Here is an 18,443-nt window from a genome sequence, read left to right on the forward strand (position 1 = left end):
CCGGGGTTTTCATTTTCACAATAAAAAGGCTGAACCAGCACCTTACCTGGTTCAGCCTTTTCTTGCTAGAAGCCGTTTTCAATTAGCTAATATATATAAGCCAAAAACTCCAATAAGAACTCTGATGGGGTCAACAAATACAAGGAAGCATGGGACGTACCTTTGCTACCTATTTACTGAAAAGTTCCATTTGATTCCTTTGTGATTTTTTGGTCACTAAAATCTCTAAATTTGTTCGTTTTTACAATTCACGTCCTGCTACTTTCTCCTGACAGCCTACGTAACAGCTACCTAAAATGCTACATTTATTCTGCTAAACTAAAGATCATTCTTAAAAGTAATAGTGTTTTTACTTTTTAATCCTGTGTCCAGCTAACCATATACTCTGTCACACTGTTCGGGATCTCTAGTCCGGGGTCTGCAATTTTCCAGTGACCCTTGATATCCAGTTCCTCACATGCCAACCCAAACTGAGCCATTGCGATGCCAATATCGAGTATTTGCATGTCATATCCTAGCCTTGTGCTGTAATTCGGGGTGTGTTCAATATAAAAATGGCACTTTTGCCGATCTTCAGACAACACTAGTCTCCATGGCTGTTTGTTCGATGCTGAAGGCCCCAGCCTCACCATCTCGATGGGAATCTCTAATTGTGCGGCATTTGCTTTATCAAGCGGATCTGCAAAACTCCCGTCAAAAAACAACTGATCCCAAGGTTTTTTATTATCGGCTTTCACTACATAACGAAGCGCTTTATCAAATACTCTTTGCTTTTGTTGAGGATAGCCTGATGGCGTGATACATGGAATGAACTCTCCTTCTGCAAGCTGAATTTCTCTTTCAAAGGAATTCCTGCTGAAGGTGCCGCCCATCCAGCATGTTCCCAGCCCAAGCTCTGTCAAATAGAGCACCAGCTTATGAAAAGTAAAGGCGAATTCCAGTAAGGAGTATTTCTTATTTTTACACAGACCGACCAGATAGACCTGCGGATTTTTAATAAATCCATAGGTTCCAAGCTTGATTCCTTTTTCTGAGACATTGTTGGTAATCTGAACAAGCTCAATTCGCCCTTTATTGCCAAAAGGTCCTATTAAATTGTCTTCAGTTGCTATGTATTCTACGATCCTATTGTAATCAGATTTAGAAAGCTTTTTTGAATCGTATGTTCTGATAGACTGACGATTTTTCATCGTTTCAATAGCCGACTTATTATTACTCATTATGCACCTCTTTCAACGTGAGCAAAGGGACGTACCTTACGCTTCCAAACAGAATAAAAGCAAGACTTCCATACTTTGTTCCAATGAAGGAAATTATCGTCTATTTGCATAACTAAACTATATGCAGATGATACGTCCCCTGCTTCTCCCTATCTTCCATTCAATCCCCAAGCATTTATTTCGCCACTAAACCCTTCAACACCAGATTCAAATTTTGCGGCCGTTCTGCCAGTCTTCTCATGAAATATCCATACCAGTCATTTCCATAGGGTACGTAGGTACAGAAGGAATATCCTTCTTCTACTAGTTCATGTTGCATATCTGTCCGGAAGCCATACAGCATTTGGAATTCAAACTTGTCTTTCGGAATATCATTTTCAATCACAAATTGTTTAACTGCATGGATGATATTATGATCATGTGTCGCGATTGAGGTGAATCCTGGATGCAGCAATCGTTTCTTGATTAGTTTCACGTAATTCGCATCGATTTCCTCTTTTTTCTGCAGAGATACTTGAGCATTTTCTTTATATGCTCCTTTTACAAGTCGCAGCCTCATATGCTTTAAATTCTCAATATCGTGTTCTGACCTGTAGAGATAGGCTTGAATGACTGTACCGATGTTATCGTATTCAACTTGAAGCTGCTTTATTATATCAAATGTCATTTGGAGATGACTGTAATCTTCCATATCTATATTAACAAATATTCCGTATTCTTTTGCTGTTTTCATTATATCGCGCATGTTTTTCAGGCAAAATTCTTGATCAACATCTAATCCCAGTTGTGTTAACTTAATTGATAAATGTGCGTTTACACCTGATTGTTTAATGGCTTGCAGTGTTTTTAGGACAGTCTCTTTGGCTTCTATTGCTTCATGTTTAGAATAAACAAATTCACCTAGATGGTCTACTGTTGCACTAATACCATGAGAGTTTAAATTCTTCACTGATTGGATCATTCCATCTGTGTCAGTTCCTGCTACAACCTTTCCCGCCCCGAGTTTGAATCCCCATTTTTTTGCACTAGCATTAAATAACTGATTTTTTGACAACGCTATGAAAAAATCTCTCGCTATAGCCACTGCACATTATCCTTTCTGTTTTTTATTGAGATGCTTCCTTATATGGTAGATACCCTTTTCATTTTCACAATAACTTTATTATTTGCTGCAATACACAAAAGAAAGCTCAGAGCATTTTATAACTCTGAGCTTCTTGTATGCTAATTTAACTTCCTAAGTACCGTCTAAATCAACTGAGAATTACTGTGCAATAAGCACTGTTAATTTGCACTTAAATGGCGAACCCTTAGTTTCTGCCACTTTCCGTTCTAACAAGCTATAAAAATGCAATCACGGCAACAAACCCAAAACCGCAAAAAAGTGCATGATCGATCCTGCTAATACAAATAAATGCCATATTGCATGGTGGTAATGAAACCCGCGCCAGACATAAAAGATGGCTCCGACTGTATACAGGACTCCTCCGATCACCAGAAATACCAGTCCTTCTGATGATACATTCTGTGTCAGTGGTCCCCAGGCGAATACTATTAGCCAGCCCATGACGACGTATAACACAGTGGATGTATGCAGGAAGCGTTTAACGAACAGAGATTTGAATACTGTTCCGGCGATGGATAGTCCCCAGACGATTCCGAACAGCGTCCATCCTAAAGCTCCTTTTACAGCGATGAAAAGGAATGGTGTATAGGTGCCGGCAATGAAAAAATAGATGGATGAGTGATCCATGATTTCAAAAAAGTCCTTTGCTTTGCCGGGCGGGAAGCTGTGGACGAGGGTTGACGATGTATATAACAGCACCATGGTCACGCCGAATAAGGTGAAACTCACGACATGCCAGGCTGTTCCGTACAGGGAAGCGAATACGATTAGGATGACGAGGGCGGCGATGCTTAACAGTCCACCGATTCCATGGATGATTGCGTTGGCGATTTCTTCTCTCTTCGTAAAGATATGTACATTGGCCATACTGTTGACTCCTTTTCTCTTGTTGTCGCTTTCTTCTATTATAGTAGAACATGAGCAGTTCATGAAGGATTCTGGTTGCTGTTCAATAAGAAAAGCGCAAGCGCCTTGGTCAGCCCCGACAAGCGCTGGAGGGCCGACCGGTGAAGTCGTTCTTTGACTTCATTGGGCGGACCGAAGCGACTCGAGGGGCTAGGCGCTGGAGCTGGACAATTCTCGAAGAAATATATACATTTTTATCTTTTAAAAAAGGAGCATTTTCTGTGAAATGCCCCTTACTGTCTTTTCTAGATCAAGGTTTGTACATAGCTTTGCTTCTTCTGAATCAATTTCTGTTGTAGTTCGTGCATCAAAGAGATGACTTCTTTTGATACTTCGGTGATTTCTTGGAGTGTATGTTCTGCTTTTAGCTTATTGCCTTCATTGATTTCTTTTACAGCTCTTCTTGCCAGTTCATGGACCTTGATATGTGGTTCTTCGAGCTTTTTGTATGCCGGTTCATGACCGATCAGCTTTTCAGCGAATCCATAATACCATTTGCCAAGGCGGCAATTTGTGTGCGAAGCAACATCTTTTTCTGTCAGATGCTCGAAGCCGAGGATCATGTTGTACACTCTCCAGCGCCACAATAAATGGTCGGTGATCGATAACTCGATCAAGTCTTCCTGGCTGTATTTCATATTTTGCGAAATGGCTGTGGTTCGGTATTTGTCTATCATTTTGCTAAGGTCATAGACAGCCTGGCCTGTTTTTCTTGCAATGGCTTCTCCTTTTTCAATGGCCTCGACAATATTCTGATTGCGATTGACCACATCATCGGCAGTTGCTGCCTGTTCCTCTGTAACTGCAGAAATTTCACTGAAGCTTACCCCAACCTTTTGCAGATTGCCATTCAGCTTTTGCAATTCTTCTTCTACATTCGTGGAATACTTGACCCCTTTATGCAGGTTTTCAGTAATGGATTGGAAATGATTCGTGATGGTTCCTGAAATATTGCTCAGATCGACAATGTCTCCGTTGATGGAAGACAAAGAGTTCTTTGTGTGGTCCGCAAGCTTGCGGACTTCTTCTGCCACAACGGCAAATCCTTTTCCGTGCTCGCCCGCCCTTGCAGCTTCAATCGATGCATTCAGCGCAAGTAAATTGGTCTGCTCTGCTATTTCATGAATGAAGGAGATGACACCCTTCATGCTCATCACTTTGCTATTCAATTCATTTACAGATTCAACCACATGGGACTGCTGTTGATCAATTTCCTTGAATGTAGATGTGACGGTTCCCAAATGGCTGATTCCCTTATTAAGATCATCCAGCTTTTCAACTGTAAGACTATTAACCTCACCAATAGAGGAGGCTATCTCTTCAGTGGACGCTGCCAATTCCTCCATGGACGCATTGATGGCCTGTGCTTCACTCACCTGTTTAGCCTGATAGTCCAGCAGTTCTTTCGTCTCGTTAATATTCGCATTGAATTCTATGATTTCAGACAACCCGTTGATAAAATCACTCGCCGTGTGCTCCATATAAGTTTCCACAATCAGCTGCTGATCGACGGTGACCAAAGCCTGGAAAGCAGCGATAGCATTAAGCATCTGCTCCGGCTTTTTCATCAGCTTCCCGGCAATTTTATCGGTGATTTCTTGGCTTAACAAATGAAAAGCTGGAATCATCCAATCCGGAGTCAAACCGATTTTTTCATGGATGTCCGCAATTGCCCGTCGCTTGAATATGTAATGTAAATCAAGATCGTCTTCAAATAGACTGATCAGATACACGTGAAAAACTTCCGTCAATTTTTCCCGGGACATTTGTTGCTCCACTTTCTCGCTGAGCTGCGGAATCTCCAGGAAACGATCGATAAATCTTGTCAGAATTTCCTCATGGTGCTGATGATAGATCGCCTGCAATTCCTTTACAGCTTCGCGATTCTCCTGTGTGATTCCCAGGAATAGAAGCTTCTCTCTGAATCTTTCATTCGTTTCAATATCCGTGATTCCTTCATTTTTAAAAAACGCTGCATTCTCTCTCTTCTTCAAAAACATCAATGTTGGCACCTCATAAAAGTATAGTGAATTCATAGGTAGTTTTTACCCGTGTCAATATGAATATCTTACCATGATGCAGTGATGGATTTAACAATTTCTTGAAGAGAAACCTTTCACATTTGTCAGAATTGTGAACAAACTGAAGTGGGAGTGTCCCCACTCTTTAGATGAATGAAAAAAGCAGTGCATACATCTCCCTGCTGCCATCCATCATAATCTTTTATTGCCTTATCTTCTTTTTCCTCTCCAAACGCCCATTTGAAAAATAATCCATGAATAGACAGTAAAAATCGATAGCGGTATGATAATCTTTTGATGATTGGACCAGAGGTTTAGGATTGTTTTATGAAGGTTGCCTGTAAGATACAGATAGTAGATATACACCAATAAGAAGGAAAGAATTAATAAGAAGACAAAGCGGAGCATACGAAAAAAAGAACTTCCATCGAAAATCGTTCTAGTAACCTTACTTTCTTTGTTAGAAAGTATTGTTTTAGCCATCAACCACACACCCCCTGCTTCATATCCATTAATATTCTTTCTCTGCAGGGCAATTTCCTTTGATTTCAGTAATAAAAGACATTTGAACACACCAATTCTTCGTACTATAATGAAGAAAACGATTACCAGGGAGTTGTACCATGGCTAAACATAAAGTCTACACAATGAGTTTCGCAAGTGTCTATCCACTTTACGTGAAAAAGGCGGAAAGAAAAGGACGGACGAAAGCAGAAGTGGATGAAATCATTACCTGGTTGACAGGGTATAGCCAGGAAGATTTAGAAGCAATACTGGAAAAACAGACAGACTTTGAGACCTTCTTTGCAGAGGCTCCTAAAATGAATCCTTCGAGAGATTTGATCAAAGGTGTGATTTGCGGTGTCCGAATTGAAGAGATCGAGGAACCAACGATGAGAGAAATCCGCTACCTGGACAAGCTGATTGATGAGCTGGCAAAGGGGAAAAAGATGGAGAAGATTTTGCGGAAATAATTAAACAGCACTGACCTTATATTGTAATGAATACAAACTGGTAAAGGCCATTGTTAATGTATGAAACCACTCGGTGCATACCTTCTTTAATGAAGATATGCACCCGCCAGTTCTAGATAAGAAAACCTTTTACATTACCGATTCATCAATGGTTATTACTTCTCCTTGCAGATTCGAATTGCTCAAGGGATTTTTCAAATCCCATTAATTTTGTATTCCTTTCTATACAATCCACAATTTCCTTTGCACATTCCACCATTGAGTTGGAGAACGTATTCACTTCAATATCATATATTTCTTGCTTATGTACAAAACTGAGCTGAGAGTTTGCCTGCCCGATTCGGCGGTCTCCTCTTAACTTTTCTCTACGTGTTAGCTCTTCGACAGGACAATGAACCCCCACAAGAAGAATTGGGTAAGATTTGAACGTTTCATAAAAATTCTGTAACGTAATGGGGTCATGGAGGATTTGATCTAATATCAAATTAACTCCTCGATCTGAGAACATTGCCACATTTTTATAATAAAAATATTCTGTTTCTATGGGTATTAGCCGCTCGTTTTCCCTATCTTCCATCTTTTCTATGACTAAATCATAATCATCCACGCTAAAAGAAAAAAAGTCAGGAAGTAACTTTGTCAGTTCCTTTGCTAAAGTTGATTTTCCTGAACTTGATACACCGTTTAAAACAACTATCATTCCTTTTTCCACAAAAGCACACTCCAATTACCTCAGATATAAACCATACTCTATAAAATTCAATGTCTATATTTAGATTCCTGCTTAAGTCAGTAACTGCTTTGTTAACAGGACCCATTGACCCCTTAGCTCTCTTTACTCCATAAACTCAATTATTCCTGCCGGGACTTGTTCAAAAATGTAAACTTCAGGATTATTATAAGGTTTGAGCTTCAAGTACTCTGAAAGAGGAATCATACTTTTCCAGTATTCTTTAATTAATTCCTCTTTTGAAGGTAATCCTTCAACAAAGTTCCCTTTACCCCCATCATATAGATCTTCAAGATGAGCGAATAATTCACTTGATATATCGAAATTAAAAACTAAAATTTTCTCACTGAACATTGGAAAGCGATAGTAAGGTTTTTCATGTGGTTCTAAATCTGCACCGAAAGCAACTTTAAAATCAATCCATTTCGGTGAATTTTCCGGCCTGAAACGTTCTGTCAGTTCTGGAAAGAAATTAGCACCTCTTGAATACCATCTTGTTGCTGTTGTACGATTTAATCCTTCTTTTAAAACCCTTTGCGGGCGTATACCTAAGTCATCATCATCTTTAATAACCCTATGGTATAAAAACAATAGCTTACCTCCATTCATTAATACAAATCTAACCAATACCCTTACAACACTTTAATAAATTCGCTAGCAACTCTGGTCGTTTACCAGGGATAAAAACATCTTCAATTGGCACCACTGCATACCACGGACGTTCGCTTCTGCCAGTTAATACGGTTTTGTCATAAACCAAATGAATTCTTAAGCGTTTATCGATTTTTATCGATGCAGATAACTCTTTGTAAACCTCTTCCATTCTATCCAAGTCAAACATGCCCTCAATGGCCATCTTTCCATATAGCCCGTTCCACCAGGCTAAAAAGAACTTCACACTTTCTGAGTAGCCGAAAGAACCCGATTCATTTTTCTTAAACAACTTTTGATATATCGCTTTATCAAATTCAAGTGCTCCATTGTGGTCATACATATGATTCTGAGAGTTCTGATCGACAGCTTCCTGCCAAACTGCAGCAAAGGTCTCTTCAAAATCTTCCTCGAGAATCCCCCAATTTGAACTATCAACATAGGGAAACAAAGGTCTTTCACTCTCTTTATTTTTGCTGTTTAAGTACAGGTTTTGAATAGTCATTAAATAATTTAACGAATAAGGTGCCGTAACTTCCATTTCAAATCCGCTATTGTATACTTCCTGTATATCTGGCATTTGCCTATTCCTCTCTTATTTCTTTTATTGTTATGACCACTCCTGGCTAAATCCTCAGAGCGCCAATCCTTTTTAATATCCCAAGACACTTCCGCCTTAAATCACTACACCACTCACTTTTGAATGCCTCATCAAAGCACCAAAAGAAGAAAGCAGACAATACCGCGTAAAAAAATAAGAAACCATTGTTCCGTATACTGGTGAGCCAGTTTGATTGTTCTGTAGCAAATATCAAAGTTGGCACTACAACAAATAACGCCCCAAGGAACACATGAAGCAATCCTGCAGCAGCCATTCTTTTTAGCCCACCTGTTCTTCTGGTAAGAAAATCAGACAAGATCGAGGATGGAATTCCATAGATTAATACAATGGGCAGGATGTACATCCCGAAAAAAAGCCCTACCCCGGACTGATCAAGTACTGACAACAAGATCACCATCACCATCGTTGCGCCAAAGGCAGAAATCAATTTTCTTAGAATCATAGTCATTCCCCCATCCTCATTCATCTTTTGCAAAAAAATGGTCCGATCCATCCTCTTTCATGGGTGACAACATATGTCCATTTATACTCTTGTTCAACAACGTATAAATCCGCATACTCCCCATCGGCCAGTAAAAGGTCTGCCGTATTCAAATCATATGCATTCTCTACTAGTAATACATCATCAGAATGCTGAAAGAAAATCAGGCAAGTATCTTTATATTGTTTTTCGAATGCCAGCTCTGCCTGTTCTTCCTTTTCACACTTTCTTTTATCATAGCTGAACACATGCCACAAATACCCGCTCGCTCCACTGCCTGAATGCAAATAGATTTGCTTTTTTTCCAAAGGACTTAAATGCGATGCAAATACATCTTCCCACTTCTTTCGCAAATCATATCCGAAGTCATCTGTCTTACTGACTACTATTTTTTTGCTTTTTAGTTTTTGATAGAAGTCCATACTCCGCCTCCTCTGAGACTACCTTATTATTGATTCTCCTTTATAAGGTTTTATTCCTTTAAATCAGTACTTGTCATAAGCATAAGATTGTACCCTGAAAAATCAAAGAGCTCCCGGCTTGGAATCGGAAGCTCTTTTGACAGCTAGATGATTCAATTGAAGTTTCCATTAGAAGAATTTAGAAATCACCTGCACAATGATAGCTGCAGGATCGCTCTTTTTTTACGGAAAAATACTAACGCAACCGAGAGTTAACGATTTTGAAGTTCGATAATGCTTTTTCCGCCTAAAAAGGCATGGCCAGTCTTCAGTGTCATGACTGTATCAAAACCATAGCGATTATATACCTTTTCAACCCTTTCATTAATAGGAAACACCCATAGGTTCTCAAAGCCCTGTTTTTCTACTACTTGTTGAATATGTTGAATGATGTAGCCAATTAACCCTTTTCCTCGGTATTCCTCTAATGTCGCTACACTCTCCATTCGCGCTTGTCTGCCATGAGCGAAAATACAGGCAGTGGAACAGGCGACACCATTGTACCTTAATAAGAAATGTTGATATGCAGGATGATCGAATTCTTCCTTTAAAGCCTTTTCTCGAACTTCACGGCCGCCAATCTCTTTGATGCTGCATTCGATTTCTAATGCTTCTTGATAGTTTGCTTCCGTAACTTCTTCAATCGCAATAGCATCATTTCTCTCAACGTTCATCACTTTTTGATCCCATAATTGGACAGGGCTTGGCAATTCCTCATATCCAAATCCTTTTGATTTTAATTCGCGCAGTAAAGCAGGTTGTTCATCTGGACTGTAAATGTAAAACCGCGGAATGATGTTCTTTTCCTGATAAAAGGAAATAACTTCTTCCACAACATTTGCTGGATGTTCAACTGGTTTGCGAATATGGGCATGATTCGCATCATAATAGGCAGGCTGATTTTCATTTAAAAATAGAAAACCCCACTCCCGGTCGTGACGAGTAGTAAAGGTAGCAAGGTAAGCAAAGTCCAACTCAAGTATTTTATCTAACATGTAACTCATTCCCCTCATTCAATTGTCTGAAAAACGCAGCTATCCAAGATTGATTTTAGCATAAATATCCAAGTTCAGAAGTTGTTTCATTATATAATAGTATAGGACAATCAACACATAGCTCTTTACTATCCGGCTCTTGCAGGATTGGACTAAAGTAAAACTGATTCAGTTATTTTTTTGCAAAAAATGAAACCAACATACCCTTTTTGAACGACATACTAGTGAAAATAACTTATGGAGGTGCCCAGTGAGTGAGGAACAGAAATTAATAAAACAAATCCGGACAGGTAATGGAGAAGCGTTCAGCCAGCTGGTTGAAAGTCTGCTTTCTTCGGCTTACCGGACGGCTTATCTCATACTTGGTTCACGGGAGCTGGCTGAAGATGCTGTCCAGATTGCCCTCGAAGACTGCTATCTAAGTATTATGCGAGATGTCGAGATTCGCCATTTTAAAGCATGGTTTTACCGGCTCGTCTATACTCGTTCGATCGACGTTTATCGAAAGCAAAAACGAAATCATGTTATTGATATAGAAGATAATCCAGAAGCGATCGACAAGATGAGATCAGAGTCAGCTCAGGAAAAAGCTGAAGAAATGGAAACAAAGCAGGAACTGTTGCAGCTAATTACCTCTCTAAAGGATGACCAGCGAGTCCCTTTACTGCTGTTTTATTACGAAAACTTGTCGATAAAGGAAATCAGTCTCATCCTCAATGAAAACAGCAATACGGTAAAAACAAGGCTGTCACGTGGCAGGAAAAAGCTCGGAGAAATGGTGAAAAAGAATAAGCACTTTCAAATGGAGGAGAATTCATATGGGATATGATAAGGATAAAAGGCAGATCCCTGATTCGCTGCAGAAGTTCACAAAAGAATTGCCAGGGAGATTTGCAGCTGGTGAATTTGAAGATGAGCGGAGCAATCGAGTTGGCCGTGATCTTGAAGGGTTCAATAAAGCATTAAAAAAGCAGTGGACATTTTGGAAAAAAGCAGGTGTAACAACTGCTGCGATCGCAGCCAGCTTCATGTTATTTGTTGGTTCAGGGTTCGTTTCCCCGACGATGGCTAAAGTGGTATCAAAGATCCCACCGTTAAGCGCAATTTATAATGACCCCGAGCAGGACTTGTCAGAAAGACTGACTCAGGCCTTGAAAAAAGAAGGATACCCTGTGAAGCAAGTGAACGAGTTTGTCGGAGGTGGCGATGAAGGCATCATAATTATATTGGATACCCCAGAAAAACAGTATCAGGATATGCAACATAATGTTTTAAAAATCGGATATGAAATGGTTAGGAGCAAGGAATTCAAAGGGACGAGAATCGAGGATTATTTTGTAAAAGTAAAACCGCATCGCGAACCTTCTGAAGAATGGAAACAGGAACAAGCTGAAATCGAAAAGGAAACGGACGAAGTGTTCCAAATCGTCCAGGCGGCCCTGGAACCATTTAATTATCAGCACTCTGTCGGTTATATGAAAGATGAAGTTGAAATTGAAATCCCCAATAACGAAACCCAGGAAAAAGTGGATCAAATCAAAAAAGCTGTAGAGAATGCCCTCGCAGCAAACGGCAAAGATCATGTTGGGGTCAAAATCAGGAAGTTTGATGTAGTCAAACGAGACCAATACGCCCGCTGGAGTGATGCAGTTTCAGGAATGGGACATGAATTCATGACCTATAAAAAATACAAAGTCTCCGGCGTCGGCTATAAAAGTAAAGATGGGTTGATGACTATTTTCATCACCATGAAAATGAAAAGCACCGACAAAGAAGCAGCCTCTCTCGCCACAGACCTTTATACAATGGCCGAGGAATTCATCAAATCAGATGAAATATGGCCAAAAGTAAAGCAAGACCCATATAGAATCGTTGTAAGGACAAAGGATAAAAAGGAATTTAATATGGAGGAAAAGCAATTTAAATAAAAAAAGCAAAGGGATCATTCCCTTTGCTTTTTTTGAGAAGTTTAATGTTTTACAAGAAGCTTAAGGTACGTCCCTGTGCTTCCCTCTAATAGACAATCACTCCGTCTTTTATCATCGCTTCCCTTAATAAGCGCGTGCAAACCAGACTGTGTGTTTTGATTCGCTGCCACAGTGGATGCAAGTGTGTTTTTCTGCTGGTGGGTTGAATGGGATGTTTCGTGTTGTGAATTTTGTTTTTTCTTTTACGCTTGCTTCACAAGCATCGTCTCCGCACCAGCCAGCTAAAACCCATCCAGGGATGGTTTCATTTGCCTGTGACTCTGCAATATGCTGTTCGAGCTGTTCAAGGCTATCGATATGAGTATGTGAATTCTGCTCACGGAACGCTTTTGCTTTTTCGAACAGACGAGTCTGCATTGTTTCTAGTTCGTTTTTGACTTTTTCGACCATGGATTCTAAAGGCACAGAAACTTTTTCATCCATATCCCTAGCCTTCATCAAGCCTTGATTTTGATCTAAATCGCGCGGCCCTAGTTCAATCCGGACAGGAACACCTTTCAGCTCCCACTCATTGAATTTATATCCTGGTGATTGATCTGAATCATCAAGTCGAACGCGTATGCCTTCTGCTTTTAAAGCGGCAAAAATCTCATCCAATTTCTCGATGATGGCCGGGTTCTTTTTCCACGGGCCAACTGGGATCAGGACCACTTGAGTTGGCGCGATTCTTGGCGGCAGTACCAGACCCTGTTCGTCTCCGTGCACCATGATAACGGAACCAATCAAACGAGTAGACGTCCCCCATGATGTTGTATGCACAAATGTGTGTTTGTTTTCTTTATTCAGGTATTTAATATCAAATGCTTCCGCAAATTTCGTACCCAGGAAGTGGGATGTTCCTGCCTGAACGGCTTTTCCATCCCTCATCATTGCTTCAATTGAGTAAGTATCAACAGCACCAGCAAATCGTTCAGACGGCGTTTTTTGTCCGTCATAAACTGGAATGGCAAGCAATCCTTCGACCACTTCTTTATAAATATTCAACATTTGCATCGTTTCCTTGCGTGCATCTTCCTCGTCAACATGAGCTGTGTGACCTTCCTGCCATAAAAACTCAGAGGTGCGGATGAATGGAAGTGTTTTCTTTTCCCAGCGGAATACATTTGCCCATTGATTAATCAATACTGGAAGATCCCGATAACTCTTAATCCAATTAGAATACAAATGCCCAATCATCGTTTCAGAAGTTGGCCTCAATGCCAGACGTTCTTCTAATTTCTCTCCTGCAGCTTCCGTAACCCATGGAAGTTCTGGCGAGAAGCCTTCAATATGATCCTTTTCCTTCTGGAAGAAGCTTTCTGGAATTAACATTGGGAAATAAGCATTTCGGTGGCCTGTTTCCTTGAAACGCTTGTCCATTTCCGACTGAATGTGCTCCCAGATTTCATAGCCATCCGGCTTAAAAGCAATACAGCCGCGAACCGGTGTGTAATCAAATAGTTCGGCTTTTTGGATCGTATCAATATACCATTTTGTAAAATCATTTGTTTGCTGTGACATGTTCTTTTCCTCCTGAGTATTCAAATGTAAAAATAAAAAAGCATAAAGAGTCCTTAATAAGGACGTCTTTATGCTAATAGACGTGGTACCACCTTAGTTCGACATTCATAGAATGTCCTCTAAAGTTTGTATCGGAACGACCCGGTTAGTTTTTCACTAACATCTCCGTGGCAGGTTTCAATAAGGAGGGGTGATATAGCTTTCAGCCAAGGCTATATTCTCTGGAATCACAATCCTTATTTACTTGATCACATCATAGATTTCATATTTATTAATAATATATCAAGTTTCTTTCAGGAATTCAAATAGAAGTGCAGGGACGTATCTTTTGCTTACAAACCATGACAGCAGTAACTCCCAACGGATGACAAGTTAATAAGAGGCAGTTTTCCCGAAAAAGTATACGTTCCTGATCAAAGGCGACAGTTCTTCAACTGCCGCCTTGTCTGCAGGTGTTTATTTTTCATTAGCCAAAATGGCCTGCTGTACTGTTCCATATGTGTTCAATTTCGAGAAATCGACTCCCGTGTTGATGACATCGACTGCAAGTTCTGGGCGAATGCCGGTCAGCATTGTCTCAATTCCAATCAGCCTTAGGACTTTATTGATATTGAAGATGCGCGCTGCGATTTCTGCATCGATCATGGCGATTCCTGAGAAGTCGATGATCAGTTTCTTGATTCTGAGTTCACTGATCTTTGGAATGACATGGGTCATGATATGGTCGCTGCGTTCGAAATCGAACTCTCCGATAAGTGGCAGAATGGCCATGTCCTGTTCGAGCGGAACGATTGGCGATGACAGCTCGGTGATGATTTTTTGGTTCCTTTTGTTCTGCTCGTTTGCGAGCTTTTCCCGCTCCATCATTGTTTCCGTGATACTTAAGTCGAGCAGGTAGCTGATTCGATTATTGACAAAGACCACTTCTTCGGTGGACAGACCTTCACCGACTGAAATTTTCGTCAGCATTTCAATTAGCTGAAGGCGTGTTTCCGCGTATGGCTTCAGAATACTGGCGAGCTCCTCATAGCTGAATTGATATTCTCGTTGATTCTGTTGTTTTTCTTTATGCCAGGCAATGAACCTCTCAGCCACATCATCCTTAGAAAGGTTCAGTGTATTACCGAGGAATTCCATGAATGCTTTATTCGTTTCCCTCGATTGTTCGATTATTTCTGCAGGCAGATCAATTTCAAGTTTTCTCAAATTATAATCGGTAATCTCTTTACTAATTTTATCTGCATTATCTTGAAGATATTTAGAAAATCTTTCGATTGGATTCACAAATTCAGCTCCTATAAACAGATCCGTTTTTTCTTTTTATAAATTATACCACTTTTATTTGGATATATATAATTTCAACCATTGAGATCAACTTATTGGCATAAAAACAAAAAAATAAAAAACGGCAGTTATAACTACCGTTTAAGTTTTCATATAAAGTTAGCACTAAACTAGTGTGATGCTTCTGCTTTTGCATCATGTCGGGAAGGTATAACCTCCGCTTTTTCTTCCCTTCCCTCGCTCCACTTAAAGACAATGGCTCCAGCTATTATGACGAGTACACCGAGGAGTTGCTGGAAGGTAAACGGTACCTTCTCCAATCCCATCCAGCCTAATGAATCCCATAATACCGCGAAACCGAGCTGTGAAGTCAACACGATTGAGATTGCGAAGGTCGGCCCGAGATACTTTATTGCCTGGACGATGCCAGCAACGACCCCGATTCCAAGCAAGCCGCTGAACCAGTACCAACCTTTCATTTGCTGCAAATCGAACATCTTGCTTCCTTCAAAGAACAGGCCGAGGATGAATGATGCCAGAAATCCTAACCCTAATACTAAAGTCGTTGTCGTCCATGAACCCGCTTTTTCATTGACCTTGCTGTTAAAAATATTCTGCAGGCCGACAAGCGTGCCAGCTATTAATGCAAATACTAAGCCTAAAAGCATGGTTTTCCCTCCTATTCATAAAGATCTTCTTTAGCAAGAGACTTGAGTCCTTCCAAATCCTTGATTACGATTGCTCCTTTGTCCCGCTCCACCAGGCCATTCAAGGAGAATTCCTTTATCACCCGGTTAAGATGGCGGTAGCTCGTGCCAATTAAATTGGCAATGTCGGTGAGATTCGATGTACTGACCCTCCCATTGACCAGCGCTTCATTTTCATCATAAGCGACAGACACGAGATAGCTTGCCAATCGTGTCTCTACCGGGTACAGAATGTTATGGCGCATGAATTGTGATTTGATATAGAATTTCCTTGTAATGATCTTCAGCAAAAATTGCAGGAATGGAGCGTGATCTTTTAAAAATCTCCGCAGCACACTTTGCCGGACTCCAATCATGACGACAGGAGAAACAGCCTCAACGGTGTTGATCGTATCAATTTCCTGCACATATTCAATATCCCCTATCACTTCAAGCGGTGTTTTAAAAGAAAGAATCAATGTCTTACCCTCTTCACAAGTGGTAAAAATCTTCACTTTTCCCTTAACCAGTATATATAAATACTCAACAGCTTCACCCTGGGAACAGATTTGCTCTCCTTTTTCAAATTCAAATAAAGTGAGGTAGGGAAAAATCTCCTCAATAAATAATGATTGTATCTGGTGAGCTTGCAAATACGCTTCTATCTGTTCTGTTGCTTTTAATTCTTTCATTAGCTTTTCCTGCCCCTTCGATCTTGTTAATCCCTTCGATTACCAACCCAGGATCATCACACCTGCTACCATCATTGTAATCCCAATCAGCTGCGGCATCCTCATTTTTTGTTTTTTTACCCCGAACCATCCATTCCGGTCAATCAGGAACGTCATCCCAAGCTGGGCGATCAACATCGCAGAAACTGTCAGAGTGACACCAATAAAATGGATCGCAGTAACGTTACTAAAAACAACAACCGCCCCAAACGTACCGCCAATCAAATAAAGCGGCCTCACTTTTCTGAGCCCTTGCCATTGTCCTTTTACAGCAAAAAGCAAGACCAAAAGAGCAGCTAAAAACCCGGTAAGTTGGGTAATCGAAGCCGTCTGCCATGTACCGATATCCTGGCTGATCCTCGCATTAGCCACACCCTGAAGCGTGATAAAAGCTCCCCCTAAAAAAGCAAAAATTAAACCTTTCATTTCTCTCTCCCCAAATCTAATGTTTGTATTAATTAAATGACAGAACAAGAGGGTTCGGGAAGGACATATGTCCTAAAAAAAGCTATATTTGTTTTTTACAAAAAAAACACCTGTACAATGACAGGTGTTTTCCTCACTACTAATTATTATCCTCTTCACTAGGCTCTTCATCCAAATCAGGTTCTTCTTCGTCTGGATTTTCTTCACTAGGCTCTTCAGTTACGTCAGGTTCTTGGTTATCTTCCTGCTCTTCTATGTTTTCCATGTTATTTTCATCTTCCGGTGGCGGCTCTTCTTCCGCGGCACAGCCGGCCAACAAAATTCCTGCACCTAGTGGGATCGATAATAATGCATTTTTTAGTTTCATCTACTATCATCTCCTATTCTAAGTTGTATGTTCCTTCATTTCTTTCCCTTTACAAGAAGAACATAAACTTGCTGCATTAATCGCGTTTGTTTGAAGAGGTGTAGCAGAAAAGATTAATAGATTGTTCACTTCAAATTGATTGCGTAGAAAGGTTACAGAACTATATAAAAAAGCTGAACCCGGAATTTTCCAGTTCAGCCCTATGGTTAATTCTTTTTCACCAATTCATACCCGTTCTGCTGGATAGCGTATTCAACGCCCTGCTGCAGGTTTGAGAAGGATTGGATACCCTCGATTTTAACATTAGAACTTAAGATTTGGATGCTTAGTTCCGCTGACACACCGACAATAAAACATTGACCACCAATCAAGCGGACTGACTGGATTAATTTTTGAATACCATGAATTGTGTACGGGTCGACCTGCTTAATACCCGTTAAATCAATTAATAAGTATTTAGCTTTCAGCTTGGTGAGTTCCACTAATGCTTTTTCCATCAAGTTGCTGATGCGCTCTTCGTTATATTTACCAATCAACGGGATGACGAGAATGCCATTCAGAACCGGGATAACTGGAGATGAAAGCTCTTGTACCAGAGAGTTCAACTCTTCCGTCCGCGCCTCTACCTTCTTTTCTAATTCCATGATGCTTTCCTGTTCTTTCTTTCTTGCAAGTTCATGGATGTTATGCGAAATGGTCACTGTTGATGGATAGATCTCAATTTCATCATATTCATGGCCCTCCTGCTGGCTTTTCGTCATTTTATACCACATGTCTTGTTTGAATAATCCGCTGAAAATGCCGGCCCAATGGCTCGGCAGCAATACTCCGGCCTTATTTTTACCAGCCAGCTTGAATATGCGGTGTTCCCAGCTATTGCGGATTCTCACGACAGCTCTTTTCTCTTCATAAGAGTAATCATGAATTTCAAATATCCCCCAGCCCGCGCTTTTGTAGATATCACTATATTCATTCAGCAATTCGACCACATCGGTCCTGCCCTCATAGTAAGAGCTGACAAGATGACCCATGCGGAAGCCGGTAACTTCATATACCGTAGTTGATACATCACTTCCGGAAATTTCTTCAATCGTGTTCAGGAATAACTCAATCGCTGAATCCCAGAAAAGCAAAGCCGGGGCTCCATCAAATGTAAGCTCCCCTTCCTGGCTATTCCAAACAAACTCATTTTTGTTCACTTTTATCTGATGGTTAGAATGTCCCATTTAAAACTCCCTCAATAGTATGAATTAGTTTCATTCTAACTAAAACGA

At 40.4% G+C, this 18,443-nt stretch carries 22 protein-coding genes and 1 other annotated feature; of the genes, 4 read left to right on the top strand and 18 right to left on the bottom strand.

Annotated elements, in window-relative coordinates; translation table 11 throughout:
* Positions 1 to 356 precede the first annotated feature (356 nt).
* From J7E32_RS21845 to trhA, 3 genes are all read right to left on the bottom strand, one after another.
* Positions 357 to 1,220, bottom strand: coding sequence for a nitroreductase family protein (locus J7E32_RS21845; protein WP_214911676.1), 864 nt, complete (start codon positions 1,218 to 1,220; stop codon positions 357 to 359).
* Positions 1,221 to 1,395: 175 nt separating this feature from the next.
* Positions 1,396 to 2,298, bottom strand: a complete 903-nt coding sequence (locus tag J7E32_RS21850) for a proline dehydrogenase family protein (protein ID WP_483297630.1) — start codon at positions 2,296 to 2,298, stop codon at positions 1,396 to 1,398.
* A 276-nt stretch (positions 2,299 to 2,574) separates the two neighbouring features.
* Entirely contained in the window at positions 2,575 to 3,213 is a 639-nt protein-coding gene (trhA, locus tag J7E32_RS21855) for a PAQR family membrane homeostasis protein TrhA (RefSeq protein ID WP_214911678.1), read from the bottom strand.
* 140 nt (positions 3,214 to 3,353) lie between these two features.
* Here trhA and J7E32_RS21860 point away from each other — a divergent pair, with 140 nt between their 5' ends.
* Positions 3,354 to 3,551, top strand: coding sequence for a hypothetical protein (locus J7E32_RS21860; RefSeq protein ID WP_214911679.1), 198 nt, complete (start codon positions 3,354 to 3,356; stop codon positions 3,549 to 3,551).
* Here the strand turns inward: J7E32_RS21860 and J7E32_RS21865 are convergent.
* Together J7E32_RS21865 and J7E32_RS21870 are read right to left on the bottom strand one after the other, a co-directional pair.
* A complete protein-coding gene (locus J7E32_RS21865) occupies positions 3,498 to 5,288 on the bottom strand; it encodes a methyl-accepting chemotaxis protein (RefSeq protein ID WP_483297629.1) in 1,791 nt (596 codons plus the stop codon). The genes J7E32_RS21860 and J7E32_RS21865 overlap by 54 nt on opposite strands.
* Positions 5,289 to 5,483: 195 nt before the next feature.
* Positions 5,484 to 5,756 (bottom strand): hypothetical protein, encoded by a 273-nt coding sequence (locus J7E32_RS21870; protein WP_214911681.1) that lies wholly within the window; start codon positions 5,754 to 5,756, stop codon positions 5,484 to 5,486.
* Positions 5,757 to 5,896: 140 nt separating this feature from the next.
* Between J7E32_RS21870 and J7E32_RS21875 the strand changes: the two genes are divergently transcribed.
* A complete protein-coding gene (locus J7E32_RS21875) occupies positions 5,897 to 6,247 on the top strand; it encodes a DUF2200 domain-containing protein (protein ID WP_214911682.1) in 351 nt (116 codons plus the stop codon).
* Positions 6,248 to 6,392: 145 nt separating this feature from the next.
* On the opposite strand, the gene J7E32_RS21880 is transcribed toward J7E32_RS21875, so the two are convergent.
* The 6 genes from J7E32_RS21880 to J7E32_RS21905 all read right to left on the bottom strand — a co-directional run bounded on the left by J7E32_RS21880 (position 6,393) and on the right by J7E32_RS21905 (position 10,187).
* A complete protein-coding gene (locus tag J7E32_RS21880) occupies positions 6,393 to 6,959 on the bottom strand; it encodes a chloramphenicol phosphotransferase CPT family protein (protein ID WP_214911683.1) in 567 nt (188 codons plus the stop codon).
* Between the two features lie 123 nt (positions 6,960 to 7,082).
* Positions 7,083 to 7,568, bottom strand: a complete 486-nt coding sequence (locus tag J7E32_RS21885; protein WP_214911684.1) for a hypothetical protein — start codon at positions 7,566 to 7,568, stop codon at positions 7,083 to 7,085.
* 28 nt (positions 7,569 to 7,596) lie between these two features.
* Positions 7,597 to 8,208, bottom strand: a complete 612-nt coding sequence (locus tag J7E32_RS21890; protein ID WP_214911685.1) for a group-specific protein — start codon at positions 8,206 to 8,208, stop codon at positions 7,597 to 7,599.
* Between the two features lie 46 nt (positions 8,209 to 8,254).
* Positions 8,255 to 8,692, bottom strand: a complete 438-nt coding sequence (locus tag J7E32_RS21895) for a hypothetical protein (protein WP_214911686.1) — start codon at positions 8,690 to 8,692, stop codon at positions 8,255 to 8,257.
* A gap of 20 nt (positions 8,693 to 8,712) precedes the next feature.
* Positions 8,713 to 9,153: a DUF4275 family protein gene (locus J7E32_RS21900; protein ID WP_214911687.1), complete on the bottom strand. Its 441-nt coding sequence runs from the start codon at positions 9,151 to 9,153 to the stop codon at positions 8,713 to 8,715.
* Positions 9,154 to 9,404: 251 nt separating this feature from the next.
* Entirely contained in the window at positions 9,405 to 10,187 is a 783-nt protein-coding gene (locus tag J7E32_RS21905) for a GNAT family N-acetyltransferase (protein WP_214911688.1), read from the bottom strand.
* A gap of 250 nt (positions 10,188 to 10,437) precedes the next feature.
* Here J7E32_RS21905 and J7E32_RS21910 point away from each other — a divergent pair, with 250 nt between their 5' ends.
* The gene (locus J7E32_RS21910) at positions 10,438 to 11,016 is read left to right on the top strand and encodes an RNA polymerase sigma factor (protein ID WP_214911689.1); all 579 of its coding nucleotides are present in this window, start codon (positions 10,438 to 10,440) and stop codon (positions 11,014 to 11,016) included.
* Complete coding sequence (locus J7E32_RS21915) at positions 11,006 to 12,115, top strand: DUF4179 domain-containing protein (RefSeq protein WP_214911690.1); 1,110 nt, start codon at positions 11,006 to 11,008, stop codon at positions 12,113 to 12,115. The genes J7E32_RS21910 and J7E32_RS21915 overlap by 11 nt, the downstream gene beginning before the upstream one ends.
* 123 nt (positions 12,116 to 12,238) lie before the next feature.
* Here the strand turns inward: J7E32_RS21915 and proS are convergent, their stop codons facing one another.
* From proS to J7E32_RS21950, 7 genes are all read right to left on the bottom strand, one after another.
* Positions 12,239 to 13,675: a proline--tRNA ligase gene (gene proS, locus J7E32_RS21920; RefSeq protein WP_214911691.1), complete on the bottom strand. Its 1,437-nt coding sequence runs from the start codon at positions 13,673 to 13,675 to the stop codon at positions 12,239 to 12,241.
* A 55-nt stretch (positions 13,676 to 13,730) separates the two neighbouring features.
* Positions 13,731 to 13,941, bottom strand: a binding site (T-box leader).
* A 190-nt stretch (positions 13,942 to 14,131) separates the two neighbouring features.
* Positions 14,132 to 14,959 (bottom strand): STAS domain-containing protein, encoded by an 828-nt coding sequence (locus J7E32_RS23235; RefSeq protein WP_214911692.1) that lies wholly within the window; start codon positions 14,957 to 14,959, stop codon positions 14,132 to 14,134.
* Positions 14,960 to 15,129: 170 nt separating this feature from the next.
* The gene (locus J7E32_RS21930) at positions 15,130 to 15,627 is read right to left on the bottom strand and encodes a DMT family transporter (RefSeq protein WP_214911693.1); all 498 of its coding nucleotides are present in this window, start codon (positions 15,625 to 15,627) and stop codon (positions 15,130 to 15,132) included.
* An 11-nt stretch (positions 15,628 to 15,638) separates the two neighbouring features.
* Complete coding sequence (locus J7E32_RS21935) at positions 15,639 to 16,337, bottom strand: Crp/Fnr family transcriptional regulator (protein ID WP_214911694.1); 699 nt, start codon at positions 16,335 to 16,337, stop codon at positions 15,639 to 15,641.
* Positions 16,338 to 16,376: 39 nt separating this feature from the next.
* Positions 16,377 to 16,802: a DMT family transporter gene (locus tag J7E32_RS21940; RefSeq protein ID WP_214911695.1), complete on the bottom strand. Its 426-nt coding sequence runs from the start codon at positions 16,800 to 16,802 to the stop codon at positions 16,377 to 16,379.
* A 139-nt stretch (positions 16,803 to 16,941) separates the two neighbouring features.
* Entirely contained in the window at positions 16,942 to 17,169 is a 228-nt protein-coding gene (locus tag J7E32_RS21945; protein ID WP_214911696.1) for a hypothetical protein, read from the bottom strand.
* Between the two features lie 206 nt (positions 17,170 to 17,375).
* Entirely contained in the window at positions 17,376 to 18,395 is a 1,020-nt protein-coding gene (locus J7E32_RS21950; RefSeq protein WP_214911697.1) for an STAS domain-containing protein, read from the bottom strand.
* Positions 18,396 to 18,443 lie beyond the last annotated feature (48 nt).

This window comes from Bacillus sp. ISL-55 (genome assembly GCF_018613155.1).
Taxonomy (GTDB): Bacteria; Bacillota; Bacilli; order Bacillales; family Cytobacillaceae; genus Mesobacillus.